This window comes from Thiemannella venezuelensis (assembly GCF_014203605.1).
In the GTDB taxonomy this organism is placed as follows: Bacteria; Actinomycetota; Actinomycetes; order Streptosporangiales; family Streptosporangiaceae; genus Planomonospora_A; species Planomonospora_A venezuelensis.
This window is the reverse complement of sequence record NZ_JACHJJ010000006.1, coordinates 215,123-235,530: the sequence shown is the minus strand read 5'-3', so window position 1 is coordinate 235,530 and position 20,408 is coordinate 215,123. Positions and strand designations below refer to the sequence as shown.

Genomic DNA, 20,408 nt, shown 5'->3' with positions numbered 1-20,408 from the left:
GCGTTACCCGGGCCTCGCTGTCCGTATCGGCCTGTCGGCACGACATCGCCACCGTGCCGCCGTCAGGGCGCGGTGTCTCCGGGAGACACCGCTCTCGATTTCGAACTCCCGGCCTGCCTCGTGCAGATCGATCTTCGAGTCGCCGAAGGCCGGCGCCCGGCGGCTCCGCCCGAAGGTGATCGGTTCCATTCCGAGGACGCGGCCGGAGAAGCCGATCGCCGCCTCGATGGCGGCGGCGGTGAGCACCAGCCGGTCGAGCCGGTCGACACGCACCGGAGAGTCTCACTCACGGTACGGCGGAGCGCCAGGCGATCATCGTGGCACGGGCGCCGTACGGGACGGCGGTCAGGGCGAGACGTAGCACTCGGCCTCGGCCCGGCGCGGGTCCAGCCCGGCCGCCGCGGCGTCATCGGCGCACCGGCGCTCCCGCTCGCTGAGCGGGAGGGCGCCGCAGAGACTGATCCCGGAGTACGCCCGGCAGTCGAGGGAGGGGTTCGCCTTTCCGACCCGGTAGTCGCGCTCGACCGCGGACCGGCACTCCTCGCGCAGCCGCTCCGTGTCGGCGTACCGGCACTGGCCGGTCAGGACGCGGTACTGGGCCGCACTCACCTCGGCCGGGCCCGCCCCCCTCGGGTTCGCCTCGGCCCGGCTCGCCCGGGCCGTTCCCCGCTGCGCCGGGTCCGCCGGGGCCGCGCCCCCGCCCGGCCCGGCGGCGGGCACCTGCGCCGCCGTACCGCCGACCGTGGAACCGCACCCGGAGACCAGGACCGATGCCGTGGCCAGTGCCGCCGCGCAGATGAACATCCTCATATCCGCCCCCCGCCTCACCGTAGCCTGAAGCCGGTCTTATCTGGGGAAACACCGCGTATCGCTTGAGTAGTCCGGTGGCCGCGCCGCGGACGCGCGGCGCGGCCACCGGACTCCGAGGCGGTCACTCCTCCGGCCTCCGGGGACGGCGCGGCGGCCTCCCTCCGCGGGGCGGGTGACGGGCCTTCACGGGAGTCTGTTGCGGAGCGGGACGTCCCGGATGATCGACCAGGTCATCGCCAGGCCGAGCAGGAAGCAGCCGAGACCGGCGGCCAGGGCCGTCGCCACGCCCGGCACGGAGACGATGCCCAGCTCCAGGTGGACGAAGGGCAGCCGGAGCTCCGCGCCGACGGCCGCCTCGCCCAGCAGGATCAGCCCGATGCCGAGCGGGACCGACAGGAGGCCGCCGCCCTCCCAGCGGTAGAACGCCGCCGCCATGAACGCCCCGGCGACGATCCAGGCGAGGAACTCGATGAGGTACTCGGTGAAGACGAGCGGCACCTGCGCCGGGGAGGTGAACAGGTGGGGCCGGCCCAGCGCCTGCGGCCAGCCGGCCAGGCCGTACAGGAGCCTCTCCAGCAGGTAGCCGGCGACGAGCAGGGCGGACAGGAAGGGCGCGTACAGGGCGACGGTCACCGCCGCCTGCGCGCCGAACTGCCTGCGGGTCTGCCCGTGCGCGATGTAGAGCGGGAAGAACTCCCTGATGAGGGCGACGCCGACGAACAGCGCGAACCAGCGGGGAAGCTGCGTCGCGGCCTCCCACGCGCTCTTGTCGAGCGTCCCGAAGACCGCGATGCCGACCGTGACCAGCGTGACCACCGCGTAGAAGGCCGCCCACACCATCGCGGCGAAGACCAGGTTGGCGGCGAGGAGGCGGGAGGGGAATCTCATCGGGCGTCTCCGGAGGGTTCGGCGGGCGCCGCGGGCTCCCCGGGACGGGCGCCCCGTCCCGGTACGGCGGGCGCGGCGTCCCCGGCCGGTTCGGTGAGGTGGACGAACAGGTCCTGCATGGCGATCGGGCCGAGTTCGAGCCCGGCCTCGCGGGCCTGACCGCGCCGGGCGTCGTCGAGGTCGCCGTAGACCATCGCCGAGGCGGTCGGGCCCAGCCGCCTGGTGTCCAGCACGGTGAGCCCGCCGGTGAACGCCTCGACCCGCTCGGCGGGGCCGGTGACGGAGGTGCCGCGCGCCAGCACGGTCTGGCTCTCCTCGTGCAGCACCAGCCGCCCCCGGTCGATGATCAGGACCTCTTCGAAGAGCGAGCTGTACTCCTCGATCAGGTGCGTGGAGAGGATGACCGTGCGCGGGTGCTCCATGAAGTCGGCGAGCAGCGCGTCGTAGAAGGAGTACCGGGAGGGCGCGTCCATCCCCAGGTAGGACTCGTCGAACATGGTCAGCGGGGACCGGCCGGCCAGGCCCACCACCACGCCCAGTGCCGAGCGCTGGCCCTTGGACATGGTCTTGACGTTCGCCTTCCGCCGCAGCCCGAACCGGTCCAGCAGCGCGTCCGCGTAGGCGGCGTCCCAGTGCGGGCGGAGCCACTCGGCGAAGTAGAGGGCGTCCTCGACCGTGCCGATGCCGATGGTCTCACCCGCGTCCCTGACCAGGCAGACGTCCCCGGTGACCGCGCCGTTCTCGAAGACGGGCCGCCCGTCCACCCGCACCGTGCCGCCCGACTCCCTGCGGAAGCCCGCCAGCACCGAGAGCAGGGTGGTCTTGCCCGACCCGTTCCGCCCCAGGAGCCCGTAGATCTTGCCCGCGTCGAGTGAGAACGTCATGCCGTCGATGGCCCGGACGTCGCCGTAGTCCACCCGCAGGTCGTTGACATCGATCTTCATCCGCGCTCCTCGGTCTCGGTGATCCGCCTGACGATGTCGCCGAGCGGGACGCCGATCGCCCTGGCCTCGGCGACCATCGGGTCCACCACGTCGGCGAAGAAGCTCTCCCGGCGTTGGGCCCTGAGCGCGTCGGGGGCGGCCGGACTGACGAACATGCCGATACCTCGCTTCTTGTAGAGGACCCCTTCGTCGACCAGCTGCTGGAACGCCTTGGCCGCCGTGGCCGGGTTGATCCGGTAGAACGCGGCGTACTGGTTGGTCGACATGACCTGCTCGTCGCCCTTGAGCGCCCCGCTCAGCACGTCGGCCTTGATGCGATCGGCGATCTGCCGGTAGATCGGGCTCCGGTCGTCGAACATGGGCACCTGCTTCGCTGGTTCATTACTTCTGTGATGAACCATAGGAATAATGAGGCCATACGTCAACGCCCGCCGCCGGTTTCCCGGCGGCGGGCGTCGTGCGGTGCGGCGAGGGAGGCGGGCGCCTCACCCCAGGACGGACAGCTCCTCGTCGGTCAGCACGAGTTCGGCGGCGGCCGCCGAGTCGAGGATGGTCTCCGGCCGGCTGGCGCCGGGGATCGGGATCACGACGGGGCTCCTGGCGAGCTCCCAGGCCAGGCAGACCCGCTGCGGCGAGACGCCCCGCGCGGCCGCCACCTGCGCGAAGGGACCGGCGAGCCCGCCCGCCGCCGACATGCCGCCCAGCGGCGACCAGGGCAGGAACGCCACCCCGAGCCCGGCGCACACGTCGATCTCCGGCTCGCTGCTCCTGAACCGCGGCGAGTACTCGTTCTGCACGCTCGCCAGCCGCCCGCCGAGGATCTCCTGCGCCGTCCTGATCTGCTCCGGGTTCGCGTTGGAGATCCCGGCCAGCAGGATCTTCCCCTCGTCGAGCAGGTCGCGCAGCGCGCCGATGCTCTCCTCGTACGGCACCGCGGGGTCGGGCCGGTGGTGCTGGTAGAGCCCGATCGCCTCGACGCCGAGCGCCTTCAGGGAGTCCTCGCACGCCCGGCGGATGTAGGCGGGCCGCCCGTCCACGCCCCAGCCGTCGCCGGGGGTGCGGGTGTGCCCGCCCTTGGTGGCGACCAGGACCGCGTCGCGGTCGCCGGACCACAGGGCGAGCGCCTTGGCCACCAGCCGCTCGTTGTGCCCGACCTCGCCGGAGGACGGGGTGTACGCGTCGGCGGTGTCGATGAGGGTGATCCCGGCGTCGAGCGCGGCGTGGACCGTCCTGATCGACTGGGCCTCGTCGGGCATGTGCCCGGCCACCGACATCGGCATGGCACCGAGTCCGATCGCGCTGACGCGGAGGTTTCCGATAACGCGTTTCTCCATGCCGTCCATCCTCCGGGCTGGAGTTCGCTCCAGGTCAAGGACCGCCTCCCGCCCGCGCGCCGCCCGCCGTGCGTGCGGCGCGCGCGGAGGTGGTTGGATCGGTGCCGTGGAGGCCTCCGTCGAGCAGCTGGTGTACGTCCGCGAGGACGAGTACACGGTCGCCCGGATGAGCGCCGAGGACGTGCCCGCCTTCGTCGCCTCGGGCCGGGCCCTGGCCGGGGTCCAGCCGGGGGAGACGGTCCGGCTCGCCGGCGGCTGGGGCGAGCACCCGCGCCACGGCAGGCACTTCGCGGTCACCGGGTGCGAGCGGGTGGTCCCGGCCACGGTCCGGGCCATCCGGATCTACCTGGGCTCCGGGCTGGTCCGCGGCATCGGGCCGCGGCTCGCCCACGCCATCGTCGACCATTTCGGCGAGGCGACGCTGACGGTCATCGACACCGAGCCCGAGCGGCTCAGGGAGGTCGTCAACATCGGCCCCGCCCGGCAGAGCCAGATCACCGAGGCATGGAGGGACCAGAAGGCCATCGCCGAGCTGATGGTGGTCCTGCAGGGGTTCGGGATCAGCCCGCTGCTCGCGTCCAAGATCTACCAGGTCTTCGGCACGGACTCGGGTGAGGTCCTCGCCTCCGATCCCTACCGGCTCATCGGCCGGGTCCGGGGGATCGCCTTCCCCACCGCCGACCGGATCGCGCTGCGGTCCGGAGTGCCGGAGAGCAGCCCCCAGCGGATCGAGGCCGCGGTCCTGGACCGGCTGGAGGCCGCGGCGGCGGGCGGCGGGCACTGCTACCTGCCGCTGCTCGCCGTGCTCACGCAGACCGTCGAGCTCACCGGTCAGGACGAGGACCTGGTCCGCCGGGCGGTCGACGCCCTGGCGGCCGAGCGGCGGGTGGTCGTCGAGGCGTCCCCGGACGACGCCGGGCGGACCGTCGTCTTCGGCAAGGAGATCCACAGCCGCGAGCTCGCCCTCACCGCCCACCTGACCCGGCTCTGGAAGGCCCGCTCGACGCTGCCCGTGCGCGCCTTCCAGGAGGACCCCGGCCTCCACGACGACCAGCGGGCCGCGGTGACCACGGTCCTGGCCAACACCGTGTCGGTCCTCACCGGCGGCCCCGGCTGCGGCAAGAGCCACACCGTCAGGGCCATCGCGGCGACCGTCCGGGCGGCGGGCGGCACGGTGACCCTCACCGCGCCGACCGGCAAGGCGGCCAAGCGCCTGTCTGAGCTCACCGGCATGCCCGCGATGACCGTGCACCGGATGCTGGCCCACGAGCCGGACCCCGACTCCGGCGCCCTGTTCGAGCAGACGCCCGCGCAGGCCGATCTGATCGTGGTCGACGAGGCGTCCATGCTGGACCTGCACCTGGCCACCCGGCTCACCGCGGCCGTCCCGTCCGGCAGCCACCTGCTGCTGGTCGGCGACGACGACCAGCTGCCGAGCATCGGCCCCGGCAGCGTCCTGGCCGACCTGCTGAGGGTGGAGGAGATCGCGCGGGTCCGGCTGACCCACGTCTTCCGCCAGTCGGAGGGCAGCGGGATCATCCGGGCCGCCCACCTGATCCGGGCCGGAGAGGTGCCCGAACCCCGCGGCGGGGGCGGTTTCTGGTTCGAGGAGATCGACGATCCCGAGCAGGTCGCCGAGCGGGTGGTGCACCTGGCGACGGTGGCGATCCCGCGCAAGCAGGGGGTCGGCCCGGAGCAGGTCCAGGTCCTGTGCCCGATGCGCAAGGGCGCGACGGGGACCGCCGAGCTCGGCCGGATGCTCCAGGAGCGGCTCAACCCGGCCGCCGAGGGCAGGGCCGAGCACTGGTCGGGCGCCTCCGCCTTCCGCGTCGGCGACCGCGTCATGCCGATCCGCAACAACTACGACAAGGGCGTCTTCAACGGGGAGACCGGCAGGATCACCGCGGTCGTCCCGGAGGAGCGGCGTCTGGAGGTCCTCATCGACGACGGGGAGACGGTGACCTACGGCTTCGACGAGCTCGACGAGCTGACCCACGCCTACGCCATCAGCGTGCACCGCTCCCAGGGCAGCGAGTACCCCTTCGTGGTCGCGCCGATCGTCGCCGAGGCCGGGGGCGTCATGCTGCGCCGCAGGCTGCTGTACACCCTGGTCACCCGGGCCCGGTCGTGGGTGGTCCTCGTCGGCCGGCGGGAGGCGCTGGAACTGGCGGTCCACCGGCTCGGCCGCCGCCGCCGCACCGCCCTCGCCCACCGCCTCACCCTGAGCCTGCAGGGGTGGGACGCCCCTGCGGAAGGCCCGCGGTGACGGGCCGGGCGACGGGCCGGGGACGGGCCGTGGGAGCGGAGGCCGGGAAACACGAAGGCCCGGACCGGGAAACCCGGTCCGGGCCTTCGCCGTGGTGCGCCGCCAGGGACTCGAACCCCGGACCCGCTGATTAAGAGTCAGCTGCTCTAACCAACTGAGCTAGCGGCGCCCGACCTCGGAAAGACTACCGGACCCCGGAAGGTGGTCGGTACATCTTTCGACATATGCCGATTGCGGAATCCCGCCTTCCACCTGGGGAGGCCCTCCGCCGGGCCGCCCTGAGGCCGTCCGGCTCGGCAAAATTCCGTTTACCCCCTTTTGCTCGGGTACTGGGGTTAGGCCCGGAGAATCAAGCGAAGGGAGAACACCATGCAGCCTGAGCTGTGGACTTACCGAACCGACGTCTACGACGTCAACAAGAGCCTCGACGTCGCCGGATACGACGTGGAGGCCACGGACGGCAAGATCGGTTCCGTCGACGAGGCGACCTACGAGGTCGGCGAGAGCTACATCGTCGTCGACACCGGTCCGTGGATCTTCGGCAAGAAGGTCCTGCTCCCGGCCAGCACGGTGACGCAGATCGACCCGCAGGAGCGCAAGATCTATGTCGCGCGCACCAAGCAGGAGATCAAGGACGCGCCGGAGTTCGACGAGTCCTCCTTCAAGGAGACCTCCTACCGCGACCGGGTCGGCGAGTACTACGGCCGCTTCCCCTACGGGGGCGGCCCGGCCACCTACTGATCCGGTGGGCACACAGGAAGGGCCCCGCCTCACGGCGGGGCCCTTCCGCGTTCCCGGCCCGGTCGCCCCGCCCTTCCGGACGGGGCGACCGGGCCCGTTCCTCCCTGCGCACCGGCCTCCCTGCGCACCGGCCGTACACGAGATCACCGCAGACGAGGACGTCCGTACGGAACCCGCCGTACGGACGTCAGGGCCAGGTCGGGTCGCCCGACGGATCGAGCGGGCCGGTCACCACGCCCAGCCGCTCCAGAAGGGTCAGGAAGGTGAACGCGTACGGCGAGGACTGGCTCACCGCCGCGACCCGGTCCCAGTCGACCTGCTCGCGCAACGCCCGCACCTGGGGGAGCAGGGAGCCGTAGTCGCAGGCGTGCTCGGACAGCGGCAGCAGCCACGAGATGACCAGGTCCGTCGCCTCCAGGACCGGAACGATCACCGCGGACGCCTTCAGCGGCTCGGCCCGGTCCAGCAGCCCGGAGGTGACCGGGTTGTTCGCGATCCGGAAGATCAGGTCCACCAGCCTGCCCTCGTCGTAGGCCTTGACCAGCCAGTCCTCCGGCGGTTTCGCGGTCTCGAAGCCCAGGTCGCGCAGGGCTTCCAGCGCGGCGGGGACGTCCTCCTGGGGAAGGACGAAGTCCACATCGTGCAGGGACGGCGCGGCCCCGCGCGCGTACGCGGCGCACCCCCCGGCCAGGGCGAACCTGATGTCGGCGTCTTTGAGCCCGGTGCTCGCCCGCTTCAGCGTCTCCAGGATCGCGTCGGTGACCTCGTGGCTGTGGCTTCCCATAGCGGTGGATTACCCTCAGGATCGCCCCCTAGTCACCAGGCATAACACCTTAAAGGTGGGGTAATCGCCGGAGATGAGCCACCCTCCGAATCCTCAGATGGAAGGACCCCAGCCGGGCGAGAGCCCGAAGGAACGCGTGGACCGCGAACTGACCGAGCTGCTCCAGGGGCTGCGGGTCGCGGTGACAGGCGTGCAGGTCCTCTTCGCCTTCCTGCTGACGCTGCCGTTCTCGGCGGGATTCCACAAGGTCGACACCCTCGGCCGGTGGTTGTTCTTCATCGCGCTGCTGAGCGCCGCCCTGGCCTCCGTCTGCTTCATCACGCCGGCGGCGCAGCACCGGCTGCTGTTCCGGACGGGGCTGAAGGAGCGGATGCTGCACCGCGCCAACGAACTCGGCATCGCCGGCGCCATCGGGCTGGCGGTCTCGATCACCAGCTCGGTGGCGCTCGTCACGGAGACGGTGATCGGCGACTGGCCGGCCGCGCTGTTCGGCGGGGCCGTCGGGCTGTCCAGCGCCTGGTTCTGGTTCGCCCAGCCGCTCATCGACCTTTACCGCACCAAAGACGTTAATTAACCGATCGTGAGGGCAGTCGCAGCTTATGGTTACTTTGCTCTGGATCATCGCAGTCGCTCTCGTCATCGCCGGGATCTACGTGATCCTGGCCCGCCGCGACCTCCTCTGGGGGATCGTCCTCATCGTCCTCGGTTTCCTCGTCGGTCCCGGAGGTGTGAGCATCTTCAACGTCTGAGGCGAGCCGTGGCTCGCCCGACACCAAGTCGCCCCATAATCCGAACACAGAACTTAGCGGGCCGGGTCACCACCCGGCCCGCCTCCGTGTGCGCCGCCTGCGGCGGCGGCCTTGCGTTCCGTGCCTCAGCAGCCGCCCTCTCCGTTGAGGCAGTAGACCCCGTAGGCCCGGCCCAGTACCGGGAGCGCCACGTTCCGCACCCGGATACCCGCCGACGTGATCCCCTTCTCGGTCCCCATGTGCGCGTGACCGTGCAGGATCAGGTCCGCGCCCTCCGCGTCGATCGCCTCGGCCAGCAGGTAGCTGCCGAGAAAGGGGTAGATCTCCGGCGGCTCGCCGGCGAGCGTGTCGTTGACCGGCGAGTAGTGCGAAAGGACCACCCGCTTGTCCGCTTCCAGCTCCTTGAGCGCCACCCGCCAGCGGTCGGCGATGCGCTTGGTGTGGTTCACGAACGCCTTGATCTCCGGCTCGCCGAACTCGCTGGCGCACTTGCCCGCGAACCCTCCGCCGAAGCCCTTGCCGCCGACCACGCCGAGCCGGGTCCCGTTGATGTCGATGACGACGGAGTCGTCGTGCAGCACCATGATCCCCGCATCGCGGAGCATGGCCGCGATCTCCGCGGGCTTGTCCGAGTGGTGGTCGTGGTTGCCCAGTACGGCGACCACCGGGATCGGGAGGTCGCGGAACTCCTGCACCACGACCTCCCCCTCCTCCAGCGTGCCGTGCCTGGTCAGGTCCCCGGCCAGCAGCAGCACATCGGCCTTCTCCTCGATGCCGGTCAGATGTGAGCGGTAGCGACCGCCGACGTCCGCACCGAGGTGCACGTCACCGACCGCCGCGATACGCAGGCTCACAGGGTCTCCTCCTCTTCCGGTTCACGGATGTCGACGACGCTGAGCTCGTTGTGGATCGTCAGTCCGGGAGCCGCCTCCGCGGCCACGTCGGCGATCAGCGTGCGGCGCTCCTGACACCCCACCTGGCCGCGCAGGAAGAGCTGGTCCCCCCGGACGTCCACCCGGATCCCGAGCTCGTGGGTCCGGTCGTCTTCCGCCAGCGCGCCCTGGACCCGGGCGGCGACGTACTGCGGAGCCTCCATGATCGAACTCCTCTCCCCTTAAAACAGCTCGCCTTCCCGTGAACATCGAGGTCAAACAGGTTTAAAACCCGGCAGGCCGGTGGGCCCCGGGACGACCGGGGAGACGGGAGCCGGAGACGGGCCGGGAGGCGATACGACCAGGGGGCGTTGCGGGGTCTCCACCGCACCGGCCGCCGTGGATCCGGTCGCGGAGCCCGGCGGTACGAATGACCGCCGTCACGGCGGGTAGGCCGTCGGCGTGAGCCCGAGGGGGGACGTGATGAGGCGCAGAGGCAGGGCCGGTGGTCCGGCCGGCGCGAGCGGATCCCGTGGGGGCCTCCGCACGGCCGGCGCAGACCCCAGGAGCGCAGACCCCAGGAGCGCAGACCCCAGGAGCGGAGACCGCGGGAGCAGAGACCGCAGGAGCGAAGACCCTCCCGTCGGAGTCGCCAGCCTGTGGCGGCTGCCGGGCGAGGAGCGCAGCGCGGAGGACCGCCGACGGGCCTGGCTCTCCCGCCACCGCCCGGCCGTCCTCGCGGCCGCAGGAGGGCTGGCCGCCCTGACCGGGTGGATCGTCACCGCCGCTGCGCTCCGCCGCCGGAAGCGCTAGGAACCTCCGGAGATCCGCCGGCGGCCCGGAGACGGGGCCCGGGCGCCGGGCGGGAAGAGGGCGGCGGCCGGGAAGAGGGAGGCGGCCGGGAAGAGGGAGGCGGCCCTCCCGGGCGTGGACGTCCGGGTTCCCCGCCCGACGGCGTCGGACGACCGTGCCGAACGAGGAGAACACCGAACGGCCGGACCGTCGCAGGCGACGGGCGGCCGTTCGCCGGTCCGCCGGTCGGTTGCGGCAGACCGGCGGTTCACTTGCCGGTGGCCCGGTGGATGCTCTGTGCCGCCGAGCGGTCGATCGCGGCCTTGACCATGCCGAAGATCGCGCCCTGGACGGCGGCGGCCACCAGGACCTCGCGCCAGCCGTACTCCTCCGAGGTGGCCTGCGGCGCCTCCTCCTTGCCGGAGGCGAGCTTCCAGACCTGCTTGAAGATGGCACCGGCGAGAGCACCGCCGAGCATTCCGCTCGCGGCGCTCAGGCCTCGGGATACGACCCTGCTCACTGTGTCCGGTCCTTCCGTTTCGAGGGTTGGGGGAACCTCACACGACCGGGGGGTCGTCGTAGCGGCGCTCCTCGTAGACGCGCTGGTGGGTCACCGGGTCCTCGGTGACCACCGTGGTGTTGGTCGCCAGGGCGCGCCGGGCGGCGTTGATCCGGTAGAGCGCGAACATCAGCCACACCAGGCCGCCGAGCATCAGGATGACGCCGAGCACGTTGATGTCGAACCCCGCGAGATCGAACTCGACCGCCCATGTGAAGATGGCGCCGAGCATGATGAGGACGATGCCGCCTGCGATGGTCATGGGTCTTCCCTCCTTCGAGCCAGTACCTCCTCCCTATCCCCCACACGGATCTCAAACGTCGCCCCGGAGGCCGTACGTGATACCTGACCGCCCGATCGTCGTCACCGGACTGATGGGTTCCGGCAAAACGTCCGTGGCGCGGATCCTCGCCGCCGGGCTCGGCCGGGAGCTGCGCGACAGCGATCCCGACATCGCCGCGCGGTACGGCGGGGAGACGGCCGCGCAGACCGTGGCGCTGGAGGGCAAGGAGGCGCTGCACCGCCGGGAGGCGGAGCACCTGCGGGAGTCCCTCGCCGAACGGCCCGCCGCGGTGGTCGCCGCGGCGGCGAGCGTGGTGGACGACCCGGCCTGCCGCGCCGCGCTGGAGCCCGCGCTGGTGGTCTGGCTGGACGCGCCGCCGGCGGTGCTCGCCGAGCGGATGCGCTCCGGCGCGCACCGCCCGCACTTCGAACCCGATCTGGAGGCGATGCTCGTCAAGCAGCGCACCCGCCGCGGACCGCTCTTCGCCGAGGTGGCGGATCTGACCTTCGACGTCTCGCTGCTCACGCCCGAGCAGGTCGCCGCCGAGGTGCTGGAGCGGCTCGGCGGGCGCTGACCGTACGGTTCCGGCGCGGTGGCCGTACGGTTCCGGCGCGCGGTGACCGTACGGCCGGCGCCCGCCGAGCCTGCGATCACCGGTCCAGAAGCTCCAGCATGTGCTCGATCTGGCCGGTGCGGGAGGCCTCGATCCGCTCGGCCAGGAGCCTCACGCCGGGGTTCCGCCCGGCGATCACCTCCGCCTTCGCCATCTGGACGGCGTCGTCCTGGTGCGCGATCAGTGTGTCGAGGAACCGCTTCTCGAAGTCGGCCGGTGCCGCGTCCGCGACGGCGGCGATCTCCCTGCGGCCGGTCCCGGGCATCCCGCCGTGGGCGGCGTGCTCGTCGGCCGGAGCGGTCGCGGGCTGGTCCCAGCCCTTCAGCAGGCCGGCCATCGAGATGATCTCGTCCTCCTGCGTCGCGGCGATCGCCGCCGCGAGGGTTCTGACCTCCTCACGGGCGGCCCGGTCGCGCGCCAGCCCGGCGATCTCCACACCCTGGCCGTTGTGGGCGACCATCATCTGCAGGAACATCACGTCGGCGGAGTTGAAGTCCCGGCCGGCGGCGGCCTCGGAGGCGCGGGCGGCCACGGCCTCCCGGGCCCACTCACCGCTGTGCGCACCGCAGCCGGCGAGGAGCCCGGCGAGCAGCAGGACGCCCGGGACGAAGCGTTTCATCTGAAGCCTCCGAGGAGACCCCCGCCTTCAGGCGGGGGAGGAATCGGATCCCTGCGGAGCAGGGCAGGGGCAGCCGGTTCGCCGGCAGGCGAACCGGCGTCAAAACGCCGCACGACATCGCACGGTTCGGTAGTGTGTTCGACGGCGGTGACAACCAAGCCGCCGAGCGAACGATCGAAAACACCCTCGCCGCCGGGCTGGCGGAGAGGTGAAACGCCTGTGGAGCCGGTGTAAGACCTCAACGAGGGTCCTCTCGGGAAGGCAACCGGCGGTGAAGCAGGAAACCCAGCTGGTGACAGCTGGAATCCCCTTCGTTCCCGAGGGGGAGGATGTCAACAGGGGAACTCCTCCCGCGGAAGCGGTGGCCGGGCCGGAGAGGGGCGGCCCACCGGCCCGGCCGGCGGTGCCGGTGGATCCGCGGCCGGGGCGGCGGATCCACCGGGATCCCTCCTAGACACGCTTCCAGAGGGCCGGCACGTTCGGCGGCTCCCAGCCCGGCAGCGAGGTGTGCGTCTGCTGGCACTGGTAGGTCGCGCCGCCGTAGGTCACCCTCGCGCCCACGGCGTAGGCGGTGTTCGGCGCCCAGGTGCCGCCCGGCTGCTGCGTCGGGGTGACGGTGGGCGTCGGCGTGGGGGTGGCCGTCGGGGTGACGGTCGGCGTCGGCGTCGGCGTGGGCGTCGGCGTGGGGTTGGTGCCGCCGCCGAAGTCGACGTCGCTGCAGGTGTAGAAGGCCTCCTCGCTGCCCACCACGCGCTGCCAGATCGAGTAGATCATGGCGCGGCCGGTCCGCTGCGGGAGGTTGATCGTCCAGTTGGTGTAGGTGGTGGGGTTCTGGTTGTTGAAGGTCTTGATGTGCTCCAGGTCCGACCAGCGCAGCGGCTGGGTCGGGCTCCAGCCGGGCTTGGTGATGTAGAACTCGAAGTTGCTGTTGGCGTGCGGCGCGGTCGCGTGGTACGTGATCGTCAGCGGTCCGGCGCTGACCTTCGTGGCCGGCCAGTCGGCGCGGGCGAGGTCGAGGCCGCGGTACTTGTCGCGCCCGGCGCTGCAGAGCCTGCCGTCCGGGATGAGCTGGCGGTGCCGCCCGCCCGCCGTGAGCAGGGAGACCTCGTGCCAGTCGTAGAAGGCCTGGGTGCCGCCGGCCGCGACGGCGGCCTTGCACGCCGCCGAGTCGGGGCTGTCCGGGCCCTCGGTCTTGCAGACGTAGGCGCGGCTGGGCGGGTTCGACATGGAGCCGTGGGCGCCGGCCGGGGAGGACGGGAGCAGGACCAGCAGGGAGCCTGCCATGAGTGTGGCGGCCGCGGCGGCCACCTTGTTTCGCAGATGCACGTGGACTCCTCCTACAGGGGGGGATGGAGGTGGAACATGTCCAACGGCCGACGGATAGCACGTTATTAATAGGAAACCTTACTAAGAATTCTGGGTGCGGACCACCCTTCGCCGGAACGCGGGGGCCGGGAGCGCGGCGGGGGCCGGGAGCCCGCCGCGCGGCCCCCGGCCCCCGTGCGGGCCGTACGGCGTCGCCCGCCGTACGGCCCCCACCTCCTAACCGATCAGATACTTCATGATCTTCTTGAGCGCGGCGGCCCGGGCGGCGTCGTCCGCCACCTGCTCCAGGCCGAAGCCGAGGAACACCGTGTCCCTGGTGGCGACGGCGGCCGTCTTGTCGGCCTGGGCCCTGGCGAAGTCACCGGCCCCGGTGGGGCTGCCGGCCGGCGGGCCGGGGACGGACCAGGCGCCGAGCCCGGACTCGAAGCCCTCGGCGGTCACGGTCCCGCCGGTGGTGGTGATCCTGGTGTCGTCCACGAACGCGCCGACCCCGCCGGTGCCCGGGTCGGTCACGTAGCTGATGGAGACCTCGACCTGCTTGCCGGCGTAGGCCGACAGGTCGAAGGCCACCTGCCGCCAGCCGCCCGAGTCGCCGGTGAAGGCGTTCCACGACCCGCTGGTGCCGGTCGGCGCGCACGGGTTGCCCGGCGTCAGGTAGTGGGTCAGCCACGGGTGCTCGTCCAGCAGGAAGCCGGCCTCGCACTCGGCCGGGACGGCGGTGCTGGTCCCGCCGTTCAGGTCGGGCAGCGTGGTCCAGTCCTCCTGGCCCGCCGTGTGGGCCTCGACGATGACGTTGTCGTAGCCCTGCTCGGTGTTGTAGGAGAGCTGGAACTCCAGCTTGGGCTGCTGGGCGGCGGTCGTCGACGACAGGTCGACCGTGCGGGTCAGCCTCATGTACGCGTCGTCGGTGTGCGGACCGGCGACGTGCCAGTCGCCCTCGGCCGGGTCGAAGGGCCCGGTGGCGCCCTCGTAGACCGCCGCGGCCGAGCTCTTGAACTGCGGGAACTCCTCCGGTGGCAGCGTGTCGCTGGTGACCTGGAGGCTGCCGGCCTCGTCCAGCGGGTTGTCGGCCACGGCCGGTCCGCCGAACGCCGCCTGCGTCCCGGTCAGCGGGGTGCCGGTCCCGGTGAACCCGGTCGGCCCGCTGCGCGGGGTCCGGCCGTACACGCCCAGGTAGTACTGGGCGAAGTCGTCGGCCAGGATCAGGCACTCCTCGAAGAAGCCGTCGACCGTGGTGACGACGCAGTCGGCGTCCGGCGCGCCGTCGAGGCCGTAGTAGATGCCGCCGAGCGAGGTGCCGAAGAAGCCGTAGTAGGCGGCGGTCTCGCCGGTGTGCAGCAGCTTGCCGCCTTCGTTGAGGTAGTCGCGGACCGCGATGGTCAGGTCCTGCTGCGACCGCTTGACGTCCATGTCGGGCAGCGGGCCGAACGGGGTCTGGGTGACCACGTCCTGGTCGTCCATGGCCAGCCGGTCGTCGCCGAGGTACCAGGCCACCGCCTTGAAGTGGCCGAGCACGCCCAGGTGGTGCGGGACGCCCTGCTTGTCGACGTCCCAGGTCTCGGAGGAGTACCCGGCCGTCTGCAGCGCCTGCGCGTACTGCGCGGCGTACTTGGGCGCGGTCACCGAGGCCGGGTAGTCGGGGTTGCGGCCGGTGTAGTCCTCGTTGGCCAGCACGAGCACCTTGGCCCTGCTCTTCTTCTCCAGCGTGTAGGTGAAGTGCTCGCTCTCCACCGTCCCGGCCCCGAGCTTGAACCCGGTGAACCAGACCTCGACCTTGTCCCCCGGCTTCGCACCGCGCACCGTGGCGCGGTACTCGGCGAAGTAGTCGTCGTTCTCGTCGCCGTAGCGCTCGCCGCCGTCCCACTCGCTCAGCGGCCGGACCTGGGCGGGCCCGCCGTTGATCCGGAAGCGCATGAGCTTGGCGAGCAGCGACCGGCGGGCGGTGACCGCCACCGGCTGCGGGTCGCCGTAGGAGACGGTGAAGCTGTCCGGCCGGAAGTCCGGCACGGTGCGGCCGACCGGGGAGACCGGCCGGTCCGGGGTGTGCACGGACTTGCCCACGGAGAGCGCGAGCGGGACGTTCTTGGCGAACTCCGCCTGGATCAGCGCCTCGCTGTCGGGGAAGGTGAAGCCCTGGCCGCCGGCGCAGTCCTCCAGCGTCCACTCGTCGTCCGGGACGCTCTCCACCGCGCTCTCGCAGGTGCTCATCTCGGGAGTGATCGACAGGGCGTGGTGCCTGTTCGTCATGTGCCCGTCGGTCTCGCCGTTGGTGGTGTAGAGCTCGGCGCCGATGTCGGGGTCGTAGCCGGGTACGGCGGGCGTCGCGTCGTCGCCGAGCAGCGCCTCGAAGATCAGGTCGTCGGGGGTCGGGGTGGCCTGCTGCCAGCCGACGCCGTACAGCAGCAGCTGCGCGGCCGAGTGGTAGTTGATCAGATAGGTGAAGCCGATCCGCCGGGCGAGGTCGTCGACCGCCCTGGTCTCCGGCTCGGACTGGGCGCTCGGGCCGCGGTAGGTCAGGCTGACCGGGTTGGGCGAGGAGCCCTCGTTGTCGTAGCCCCACTTGTAGGCGAAGTTGCGGTTGAGGTCCACGCCGTCGGCGCTGGTGATCTGGCCGTCGCCGTCGTTGTCGCGGAGGTTCTTGCGCCAGAGCCGGTTTCCCTCGGTGAAGGAGTGGTCGTAGCCGTCGGGGTTGGCCACCGGGATGAACCACAGCTCGGTGGTGTCCACCAGCTTGGTGATCTCCGCGTCGGTGCCGTAGCCGTTGAGGACGTGCAGCAGGAGCCGGCGGACCATCTCCGGCGTGATCCACTCACGGGCGTGCTGGGCCGCCATGTAGAGCGTGGCCTTGCGCGTGCCGTCCCTGAGCTTGCGGGCGCCCTTGGTGACCTTGATCGCGGTGAGCTTCTGCCCCTTGACGGTCGTGCCGATGTCGACGACCTTGGCGATGCCCGGCTCGGCGTCCGCCGCGGCGACGATCTGCTCGCGGATGCCGCCCGCGCCGCTGTACGGCTTGAAGACGCCGTCCCCCTTGGCCGCCGCCCGCTTCTGCGCGGCCTTCTGCACGCTCAGCCCGAGGCCGCGCCGGGTGAGCTGCTCGGCCTGGGCCGCGCCGAGGACCACCTCGACGAGGACCTTCTTGCCGTCCGCCGATCTGGTGAGCCGCAGTTCCTCGCGGTCGACGCCCGACTCCACCAGCGCCGCGAGTTGTTCCAGGGTCAGTTCACCGGTGTAGACGTGGATCCCGTCCCCCGCGGCGGGCGGGTCCGGCACCGCCGCCGCAGGCAGGGTCACGGCCATGCTCAGCAGCATGACCATGACCGCGAGAACCGCTAATCGCGCACGCTTCATCGCAACCTCCGCACATCCCCCGAAACACAGGAATGTCCGAAATCTGCGCGGTGCCCGGAATACTGTCAACGCTGTGGATCCCGCTGACCACATGTGGCCAGCGGCGGTTTTGGGCCTTCCCCGCCCGCCCCTGGTGTGCCGACCAACATTCCGGTACGGCGGGCCATTGGAACGTCCCATATTTCTCGTGTAAGGCGTTGCATACGGCGAATCGATGGGTGTGATCAGCAAGTCCGCTATTCTCCCGCTATGCCAGATAAGGAGGACTTCGCGACGCGCTACCGGCTGCTGCGGCGGCTCGGCAGCGGCGGGATGGGGACCGTCTGGCTCGCGAGGGACGAGATGCTCGACCGCGAGGTGGCGGTCAAGGAGCTGACCATGCCTCCCGGTGTGGACGAGGCCCGCCGCGCCGACCTGATCGCCCGAGCCGTGCGGGAGGCGCAGGCCACCGCGCAGCTCCGCCACCCCGCCGTCGTCGCCCTGCACGACGTGGCGGTGCACGACGGCAAGCCGTGGATCGTCATGGAGCTGCTGCGCGGCCGGAGCCTCGCCGACCTCGTCGAGGAGCGGGGGCCGCTGCCCCCGCGCCAGGTCGCCTCGCTCGGCGCGCAGCTCCTCGACGGGCTCGCGGCGGCGCACGCCCGCGGCATCCAGCACCGGGACGTCAAGCCGGGCAACGTCTTCCTGACCGACTCCGGCCGCGCCGTGCTGACCGACTTCGGCATCGCCACGCTCGCGGGCACGGAGACCCTGACCCAGACCGGGATGCTCATCGGCTCGCCCGGCTTCATCGCCCCGGAGCGCCTCGACGGCGAGCAGGGCGGACCGGCCTCGGACCTGTGGTCGCTCGGCGCCACGCTCTACTACGGGGTCGAGGGCGTCGCCGCCTACGAGGGCGAGGCCGTGGCGAGGCTGAGCGCGGCGCTGTCCGGACGGGTCAGGCCGCCCCGGCTGGCGGGCCCGCTCACCCCGGTCCTGATGGCGATGATGACCAGGGACCCGGCGGCGCGCCCGGACGCGGGCTCGGCCCGGTGGCTGCTCACCCAGGTCGCCGAGGGCCTCGTCCCGGAGACCCCCGGTGTGCAGGCCCCGCCCCCGCCTCCCCACGCGCCGGCGTTCCCCGTCCCCGGAACGCCTCCCGGTCCGACCCCGGCCCCGGTCCCGGGCGTGCCTCCGGCCCCCGGCCCGGCCGCGCGGGGCAGGTCCCGGCTCTGGATCGCCGTGGCCGCGGCCTGCCTCGTCGCGGCGGCGGGGGCCACCGCCGCGGTGGTGCTGCTCGGCGGAGGAGGAGAGCGGACGGAGTTCACCGGGCCCGTGGACTTCTGCTCGCTGCTCACCCCCGCGCAGATCCGCGAGATCACGCGGGTCCCCCGGCCTCCGGCCGGCACGCCGTACCAGGGGGGCTGCGCCTGGACCGTCCGCGGCAGCGGGGTCGCCCTGGTCCCGCACGCCGGTGACGACGCCGCGCAGCCGTGGGCGATGAGCCCGCAGGCGGCGCGGGAGTTCCTCGCCGCCCGGGAGCGGTCGTACGAGCAGACCCAGCAGATCACCTGGGAGTGGAAGGAGATCGGAGCCGGCCGCCTGAACGCCGCCACGACACCCCGGCGGGCGGTGCCGGAGCTGGGCGAGGGCGCCTTCGCCCACGACCTGACCTCCGAGCTCGGCCGGACGCACACCGGCGCCGTGCACTTCCGGGTCCTCAACCTGGTCGTCGAGGCCCGGTACTCCACGCTCTCCGGCAGACCCACCGACGCCGACATCAGGGACGGCGCGCTCAAGGCCGCACGCTGGGCCCGGACGGCCCTGCAGAACGGGAAATGACGGGACCGGAGATGACCGAGCGCACAACGGGCGGCACCGGCCGGACGCTGGCGGGCAGATACCGGCTGCTGGAACGGCTCGGCGAGGGCGGGGCGGGCACGGTCTGGCGCGCCCGCGACGAGATGCTCCGCCGCGACGTCGCGGTCAAGGAGATGCGCGGCGGCGGCGGGTTCGCCGAACGCGCGATCCGGGAGGCCAGGGCCGCCGCCCGGGTCAACCACCCGGCCATCGTCATGGTCCACGACGTGGTCACCGACGGCGGCCGGCCGTGGATCGTGATGGACCTGGTCGGCGGGAGCTCGCTGGACCGGGTGATCGACCGGGAGGGGCCCCTCCCGCCTCCCGTGGTCGCCGAGATCGGCCTGCGGATCCTGGACGCGCTGGAGGCCGCGCACGCCCACGGCATGCTGCACCGCGACGTCAAACCCGGCAACGTCCTGCTCGACGAGGACGGCGCCGCGATGCTCGCCGACTTCGGCATCGCGGTCCCGATGACCGGCGAGCTGAGCCTGGCGAGCCGCGCCGGCTCCGCCGGGTACACGGCCCCGGAGCGGCTCCGGGAGGAGCCCGCCGGTCCGGAGTCCGACCTGTGGGCGCTGGGGGCGACGCTGTACGCGGCCGCCGAGGGCCGCGCCCCCTTCCAGCGCGACCACCCCGCCGCCGTCGCCGCCGCGGTGCTGACGCGCGAGCCGCCCGCCCCGGAACGCGCCGGCCCCGAGCTCGGCGGGCTCCTGCTCGCCCTGCTGGCCAAGGACCCGGACGGGCGCCCGGCTCCCGCGGAGATCCGGCGGGCCCTGCACGGCGTCGCCCGCGCCGGGCGCGCCCCCGGCACGGGCACGATGCCCGGCATGGCCGTCCCCCACGGCGCCTGGGCCGCCGCACGCCCCGGCATGGACGGGACCCCCACCGTGGCCGTCCGCGGGTACGGCCCGCAGCCCCGGCGCCCCGGGCGGCGCCGCGGGCTCGTGTGGGTCGCGGCGGCGGCCTTGCTGGCCGCCGCGGCCGCCGGGGCGGTGCTCGCCTGGCGTACGGCCGCGCCCGCCGCGCCCGCGCTGGACGACGGGCGGTTCGCCACCGCGCCGGAGGCCTGCGGCCTGCTCTCCGTCGAGCAGGCCCGCGAGCTGATCGGCCAGGTCACCGACCCCAGGATGACCAAGGTCGACGAGTGCACGTGGAAGGAGCCGGCCGGGCGCCGCTACCGCTGGATCACCGTGCAGGCGCAGGCCGTACCCGCCCAGGCGGACACGGGCGCGACCGACGCCGCCCGGCTGCTGTTCGAGCGCAGGAGGCAGGAGGCCGCCTCCGCCACCGGGAGCGACGAGCTGTTCGGCCGCCAGACGTGGTCTCCCGTCCGCGCCGTCCCCGGCGTCGGCGACGAGGCGTTCACCCAGGACTACTTCAGGGTGGGCGCGAACATCTCCCGGACCGTCTGCACCACCTGGCTCCGCGTCGGCAACCTGATCGCCACGGTCGAGTGGGTGCGCGCGGAGGACGGCGGGGTCACCCCCGCCGACCAGCGGGCCGTACGGCGCGCGGCCGAGGCGGTGGCGGCGCGGCTCGGCGCGGGCGCGCCGCCCGGAGGGAAGGCGGGACCCTCCGCGGGGGCGTCCGGATCCCCGGAAGAGTGAACCATCGCCCGTTCATCCGACTCGTAGTACA

The 20,408-nt window shown here is 72.4% G+C and carries 20 protein-coding genes and 1 tRNA gene; 7 read left to right on the top strand and 14 right to left on the bottom strand.

Annotated features, from left to right (window positions below; genetic code table 11):
• Positions 1-345 precede the first annotated feature (345 nt).
• The 5 genes from FHS22_RS37285 to FHS22_RS12145 form a co-directional block, all read right to left on the bottom strand.
• Complete coding sequence (locus tag FHS22_RS37285; RefSeq protein WP_221473534.1) at positions 346-810, bottom strand: hypothetical protein; 465 nt, start codon at positions 808-810, stop codon at positions 346-348.
• Positions 811-993: 183 nt separating this feature from the next.
• A complete protein-coding gene (locus tag FHS22_RS12160) occupies positions 994-1,698 on the bottom strand; it encodes a hypothetical protein (protein ID WP_184941130.1) in 705 nt (234 codons plus the stop codon).
• Positions 1,695-2,642, bottom strand: a complete 948-nt coding sequence (locus tag FHS22_RS12155) for an ATP-binding cassette domain-containing protein (RefSeq protein WP_184941128.1) — start codon at positions 2,640-2,642, stop codon at positions 1,695-1,697. Before FHS22_RS12155 ends, FHS22_RS12160 begins: the two co-directional genes overlap by 4 nt.
• Positions 2,639-3,001, bottom strand: coding sequence for a GntR family transcriptional regulator (locus FHS22_RS12150; protein ID WP_184941126.1), 363 nt, complete (start codon positions 2,999-3,001; stop codon positions 2,639-2,641). Before FHS22_RS12150 ends, FHS22_RS12155 begins: the two co-directional genes overlap by 4 nt.
• 126 nt (positions 3,002-3,127) lie before the next feature.
• Positions 3,128-3,976 (bottom strand): aldo/keto reductase, encoded by an 849-nt coding sequence (locus FHS22_RS12145; protein ID WP_184941124.1) that lies wholly within the window; start codon positions 3,974-3,976, stop codon positions 3,128-3,130.
• Positions 3,977-4,082: 106 nt separating this feature from the next.
• On the opposite strand from FHS22_RS12145, the gene recD2 reads away from it, so the two are divergent.
• A complete protein-coding gene (gene recD2, locus FHS22_RS12140; RefSeq protein WP_338047719.1) occupies positions 4,083-6,242 on the top strand; it encodes an SF1B family DNA helicase RecD2 in 2,160 nt (719 codons plus the stop codon).
• A 92-nt stretch (positions 6,243-6,334) separates the two neighbouring features.
• Here recD2 and FHS22_RS12135 read toward each other — a convergent pair.
• A tRNA-Lys gene (locus FHS22_RS12135) sits at positions 6,335-6,411 on the bottom strand.
• A 200-nt stretch (positions 6,412-6,611) separates the two neighbouring features.
• Between FHS22_RS12135 and FHS22_RS12130 the strand changes: the two genes are divergently transcribed.
• A complete protein-coding gene (locus tag FHS22_RS12130) occupies positions 6,612-6,983 on the top strand; it encodes a PRC-barrel domain-containing protein (protein ID WP_184941120.1) in 372 nt (123 codons plus the stop codon).
• A gap of 187 nt (positions 6,984-7,170) precedes the next feature.
• Here FHS22_RS12130 and FHS22_RS12125 read toward each other — a convergent pair whose 3' ends face one another.
• Positions 7,171-7,767 (bottom strand): nucleotidyltransferase family protein, encoded by a 597-nt coding sequence (locus tag FHS22_RS12125; protein WP_184941118.1) that lies wholly within the window; start codon positions 7,765-7,767, stop codon positions 7,171-7,173.
• Positions 7,768-7,864: 97 nt separating this feature from the next.
• Between FHS22_RS12125 and FHS22_RS12120 the strand changes: the two genes are divergently transcribed.
• The gene (locus FHS22_RS12120) at positions 7,865-8,341 is read left to right on the top strand and encodes a DUF6328 family protein (protein WP_184941117.1); all 477 of its coding nucleotides are present in this window, start codon (positions 7,865-7,867) and stop codon (positions 8,339-8,341) included.
• 25 nt (positions 8,342-8,366) lie between these two features.
• On the top strand, positions 8,367-8,516 hold the full coding sequence (locus tag FHS22_RS12115; RefSeq protein WP_184941115.1) for a GPGG-motif small membrane protein: 150 nt from the start codon (positions 8,367-8,369) through the stop codon (positions 8,514-8,516).
• 125 nt (positions 8,517-8,641) lie between these two features.
• On the opposite strand, the gene FHS22_RS12110 is transcribed toward FHS22_RS12115, so the two are convergent.
• The 4 genes from FHS22_RS12110 to FHS22_RS12095 form a co-directional block, all read right to left on the bottom strand.
• Entirely contained in the window at positions 8,642-9,370 is a 729-nt protein-coding gene (locus tag FHS22_RS12110) for a metallophosphoesterase family protein (RefSeq protein ID WP_184941114.1), read from the bottom strand.
• Positions 9,367-9,612, bottom strand: a complete 246-nt coding sequence (locus FHS22_RS12105) for a BON domain-containing protein (protein WP_184941112.1) — start codon at positions 9,610-9,612, stop codon at positions 9,367-9,369. Before FHS22_RS12105 ends, FHS22_RS12110 begins: the two co-directional genes overlap by 4 nt.
• Before the next feature lie 836 nt (positions 9,613-10,448).
• The gene (locus FHS22_RS12100) at positions 10,449-10,700 is read right to left on the bottom strand and encodes a DUF4235 domain-containing protein (RefSeq protein WP_184941110.1); all 252 of its coding nucleotides are present in this window, start codon (positions 10,698-10,700) and stop codon (positions 10,449-10,451) included.
• Between the two features lie 37 nt (positions 10,701-10,737).
• Positions 10,738-11,001 carry a DUF6458 family protein gene (locus FHS22_RS12095; protein WP_184941108.1) on the bottom strand — a complete coding sequence of 88 codons (264 nt, stop codon included), beginning with the start codon at positions 10,999-11,001 and terminating at the stop codon, positions 10,738-10,740.
• 76 nt (positions 11,002-11,077) lie between these two features.
• On the opposite strand from FHS22_RS12095, the gene FHS22_RS12090 reads away from it, so the two are divergent.
• Positions 11,078-11,596, top strand: coding sequence for a shikimate kinase (locus tag FHS22_RS12090; protein WP_338047718.1), 519 nt, complete (start codon positions 11,078-11,080; stop codon positions 11,594-11,596).
• A 76-nt stretch (positions 11,597-11,672) separates the two neighbouring features.
• On the opposite strand, the gene FHS22_RS12085 is transcribed toward FHS22_RS12090, so the two are convergent.
• From FHS22_RS12085 to FHS22_RS12075, 3 genes are all read right to left on the bottom strand, one after another.
• Positions 11,673-12,254, bottom strand: coding sequence for a DUF305 domain-containing protein (locus tag FHS22_RS12085; RefSeq protein WP_184941106.1), 582 nt, complete (start codon positions 12,252-12,254; stop codon positions 11,673-11,675).
• 450 nt (positions 12,255-12,704) lie between these two features.
• Positions 12,705-13,580, bottom strand: a complete 876-nt coding sequence (locus tag FHS22_RS12080; protein WP_338047717.1) for a lytic polysaccharide monooxygenase auxiliary activity family 9 protein — start codon at positions 13,578-13,580, stop codon at positions 12,705-12,707.
• A 216-nt stretch (positions 13,581-13,796) separates the two neighbouring features.
• Positions 13,797-16,928 carry a M14 family metallopeptidase gene (locus tag FHS22_RS12075; RefSeq protein ID WP_184941104.1) on the bottom strand — a complete coding sequence of 1,044 codons (3,132 nt, stop codon included), beginning with the start codon at positions 16,926-16,928 and terminating at the stop codon, positions 13,797-13,799.
• Positions 16,929-17,177: 249 nt separating this feature from the next.
• Between FHS22_RS12075 and FHS22_RS12070 the strand changes: the two genes are divergently transcribed.
• A complete protein-coding gene (locus FHS22_RS12070) occupies positions 17,178-18,749 on the top strand; it encodes a serine/threonine-protein kinase (protein ID WP_184941102.1) in 1,572 nt (523 codons plus the stop codon).
• A gap of 11 nt (positions 18,750-18,760) precedes the next feature.
• Positions 18,761-20,377, top strand: a complete 1,617-nt coding sequence (locus FHS22_RS37280; RefSeq protein ID WP_221473532.1) for a serine/threonine-protein kinase — start codon at positions 18,761-18,763, stop codon at positions 20,375-20,377.
• The last annotated feature ends 31 nt before the right edge of the window (positions 20,378-20,408 follow it).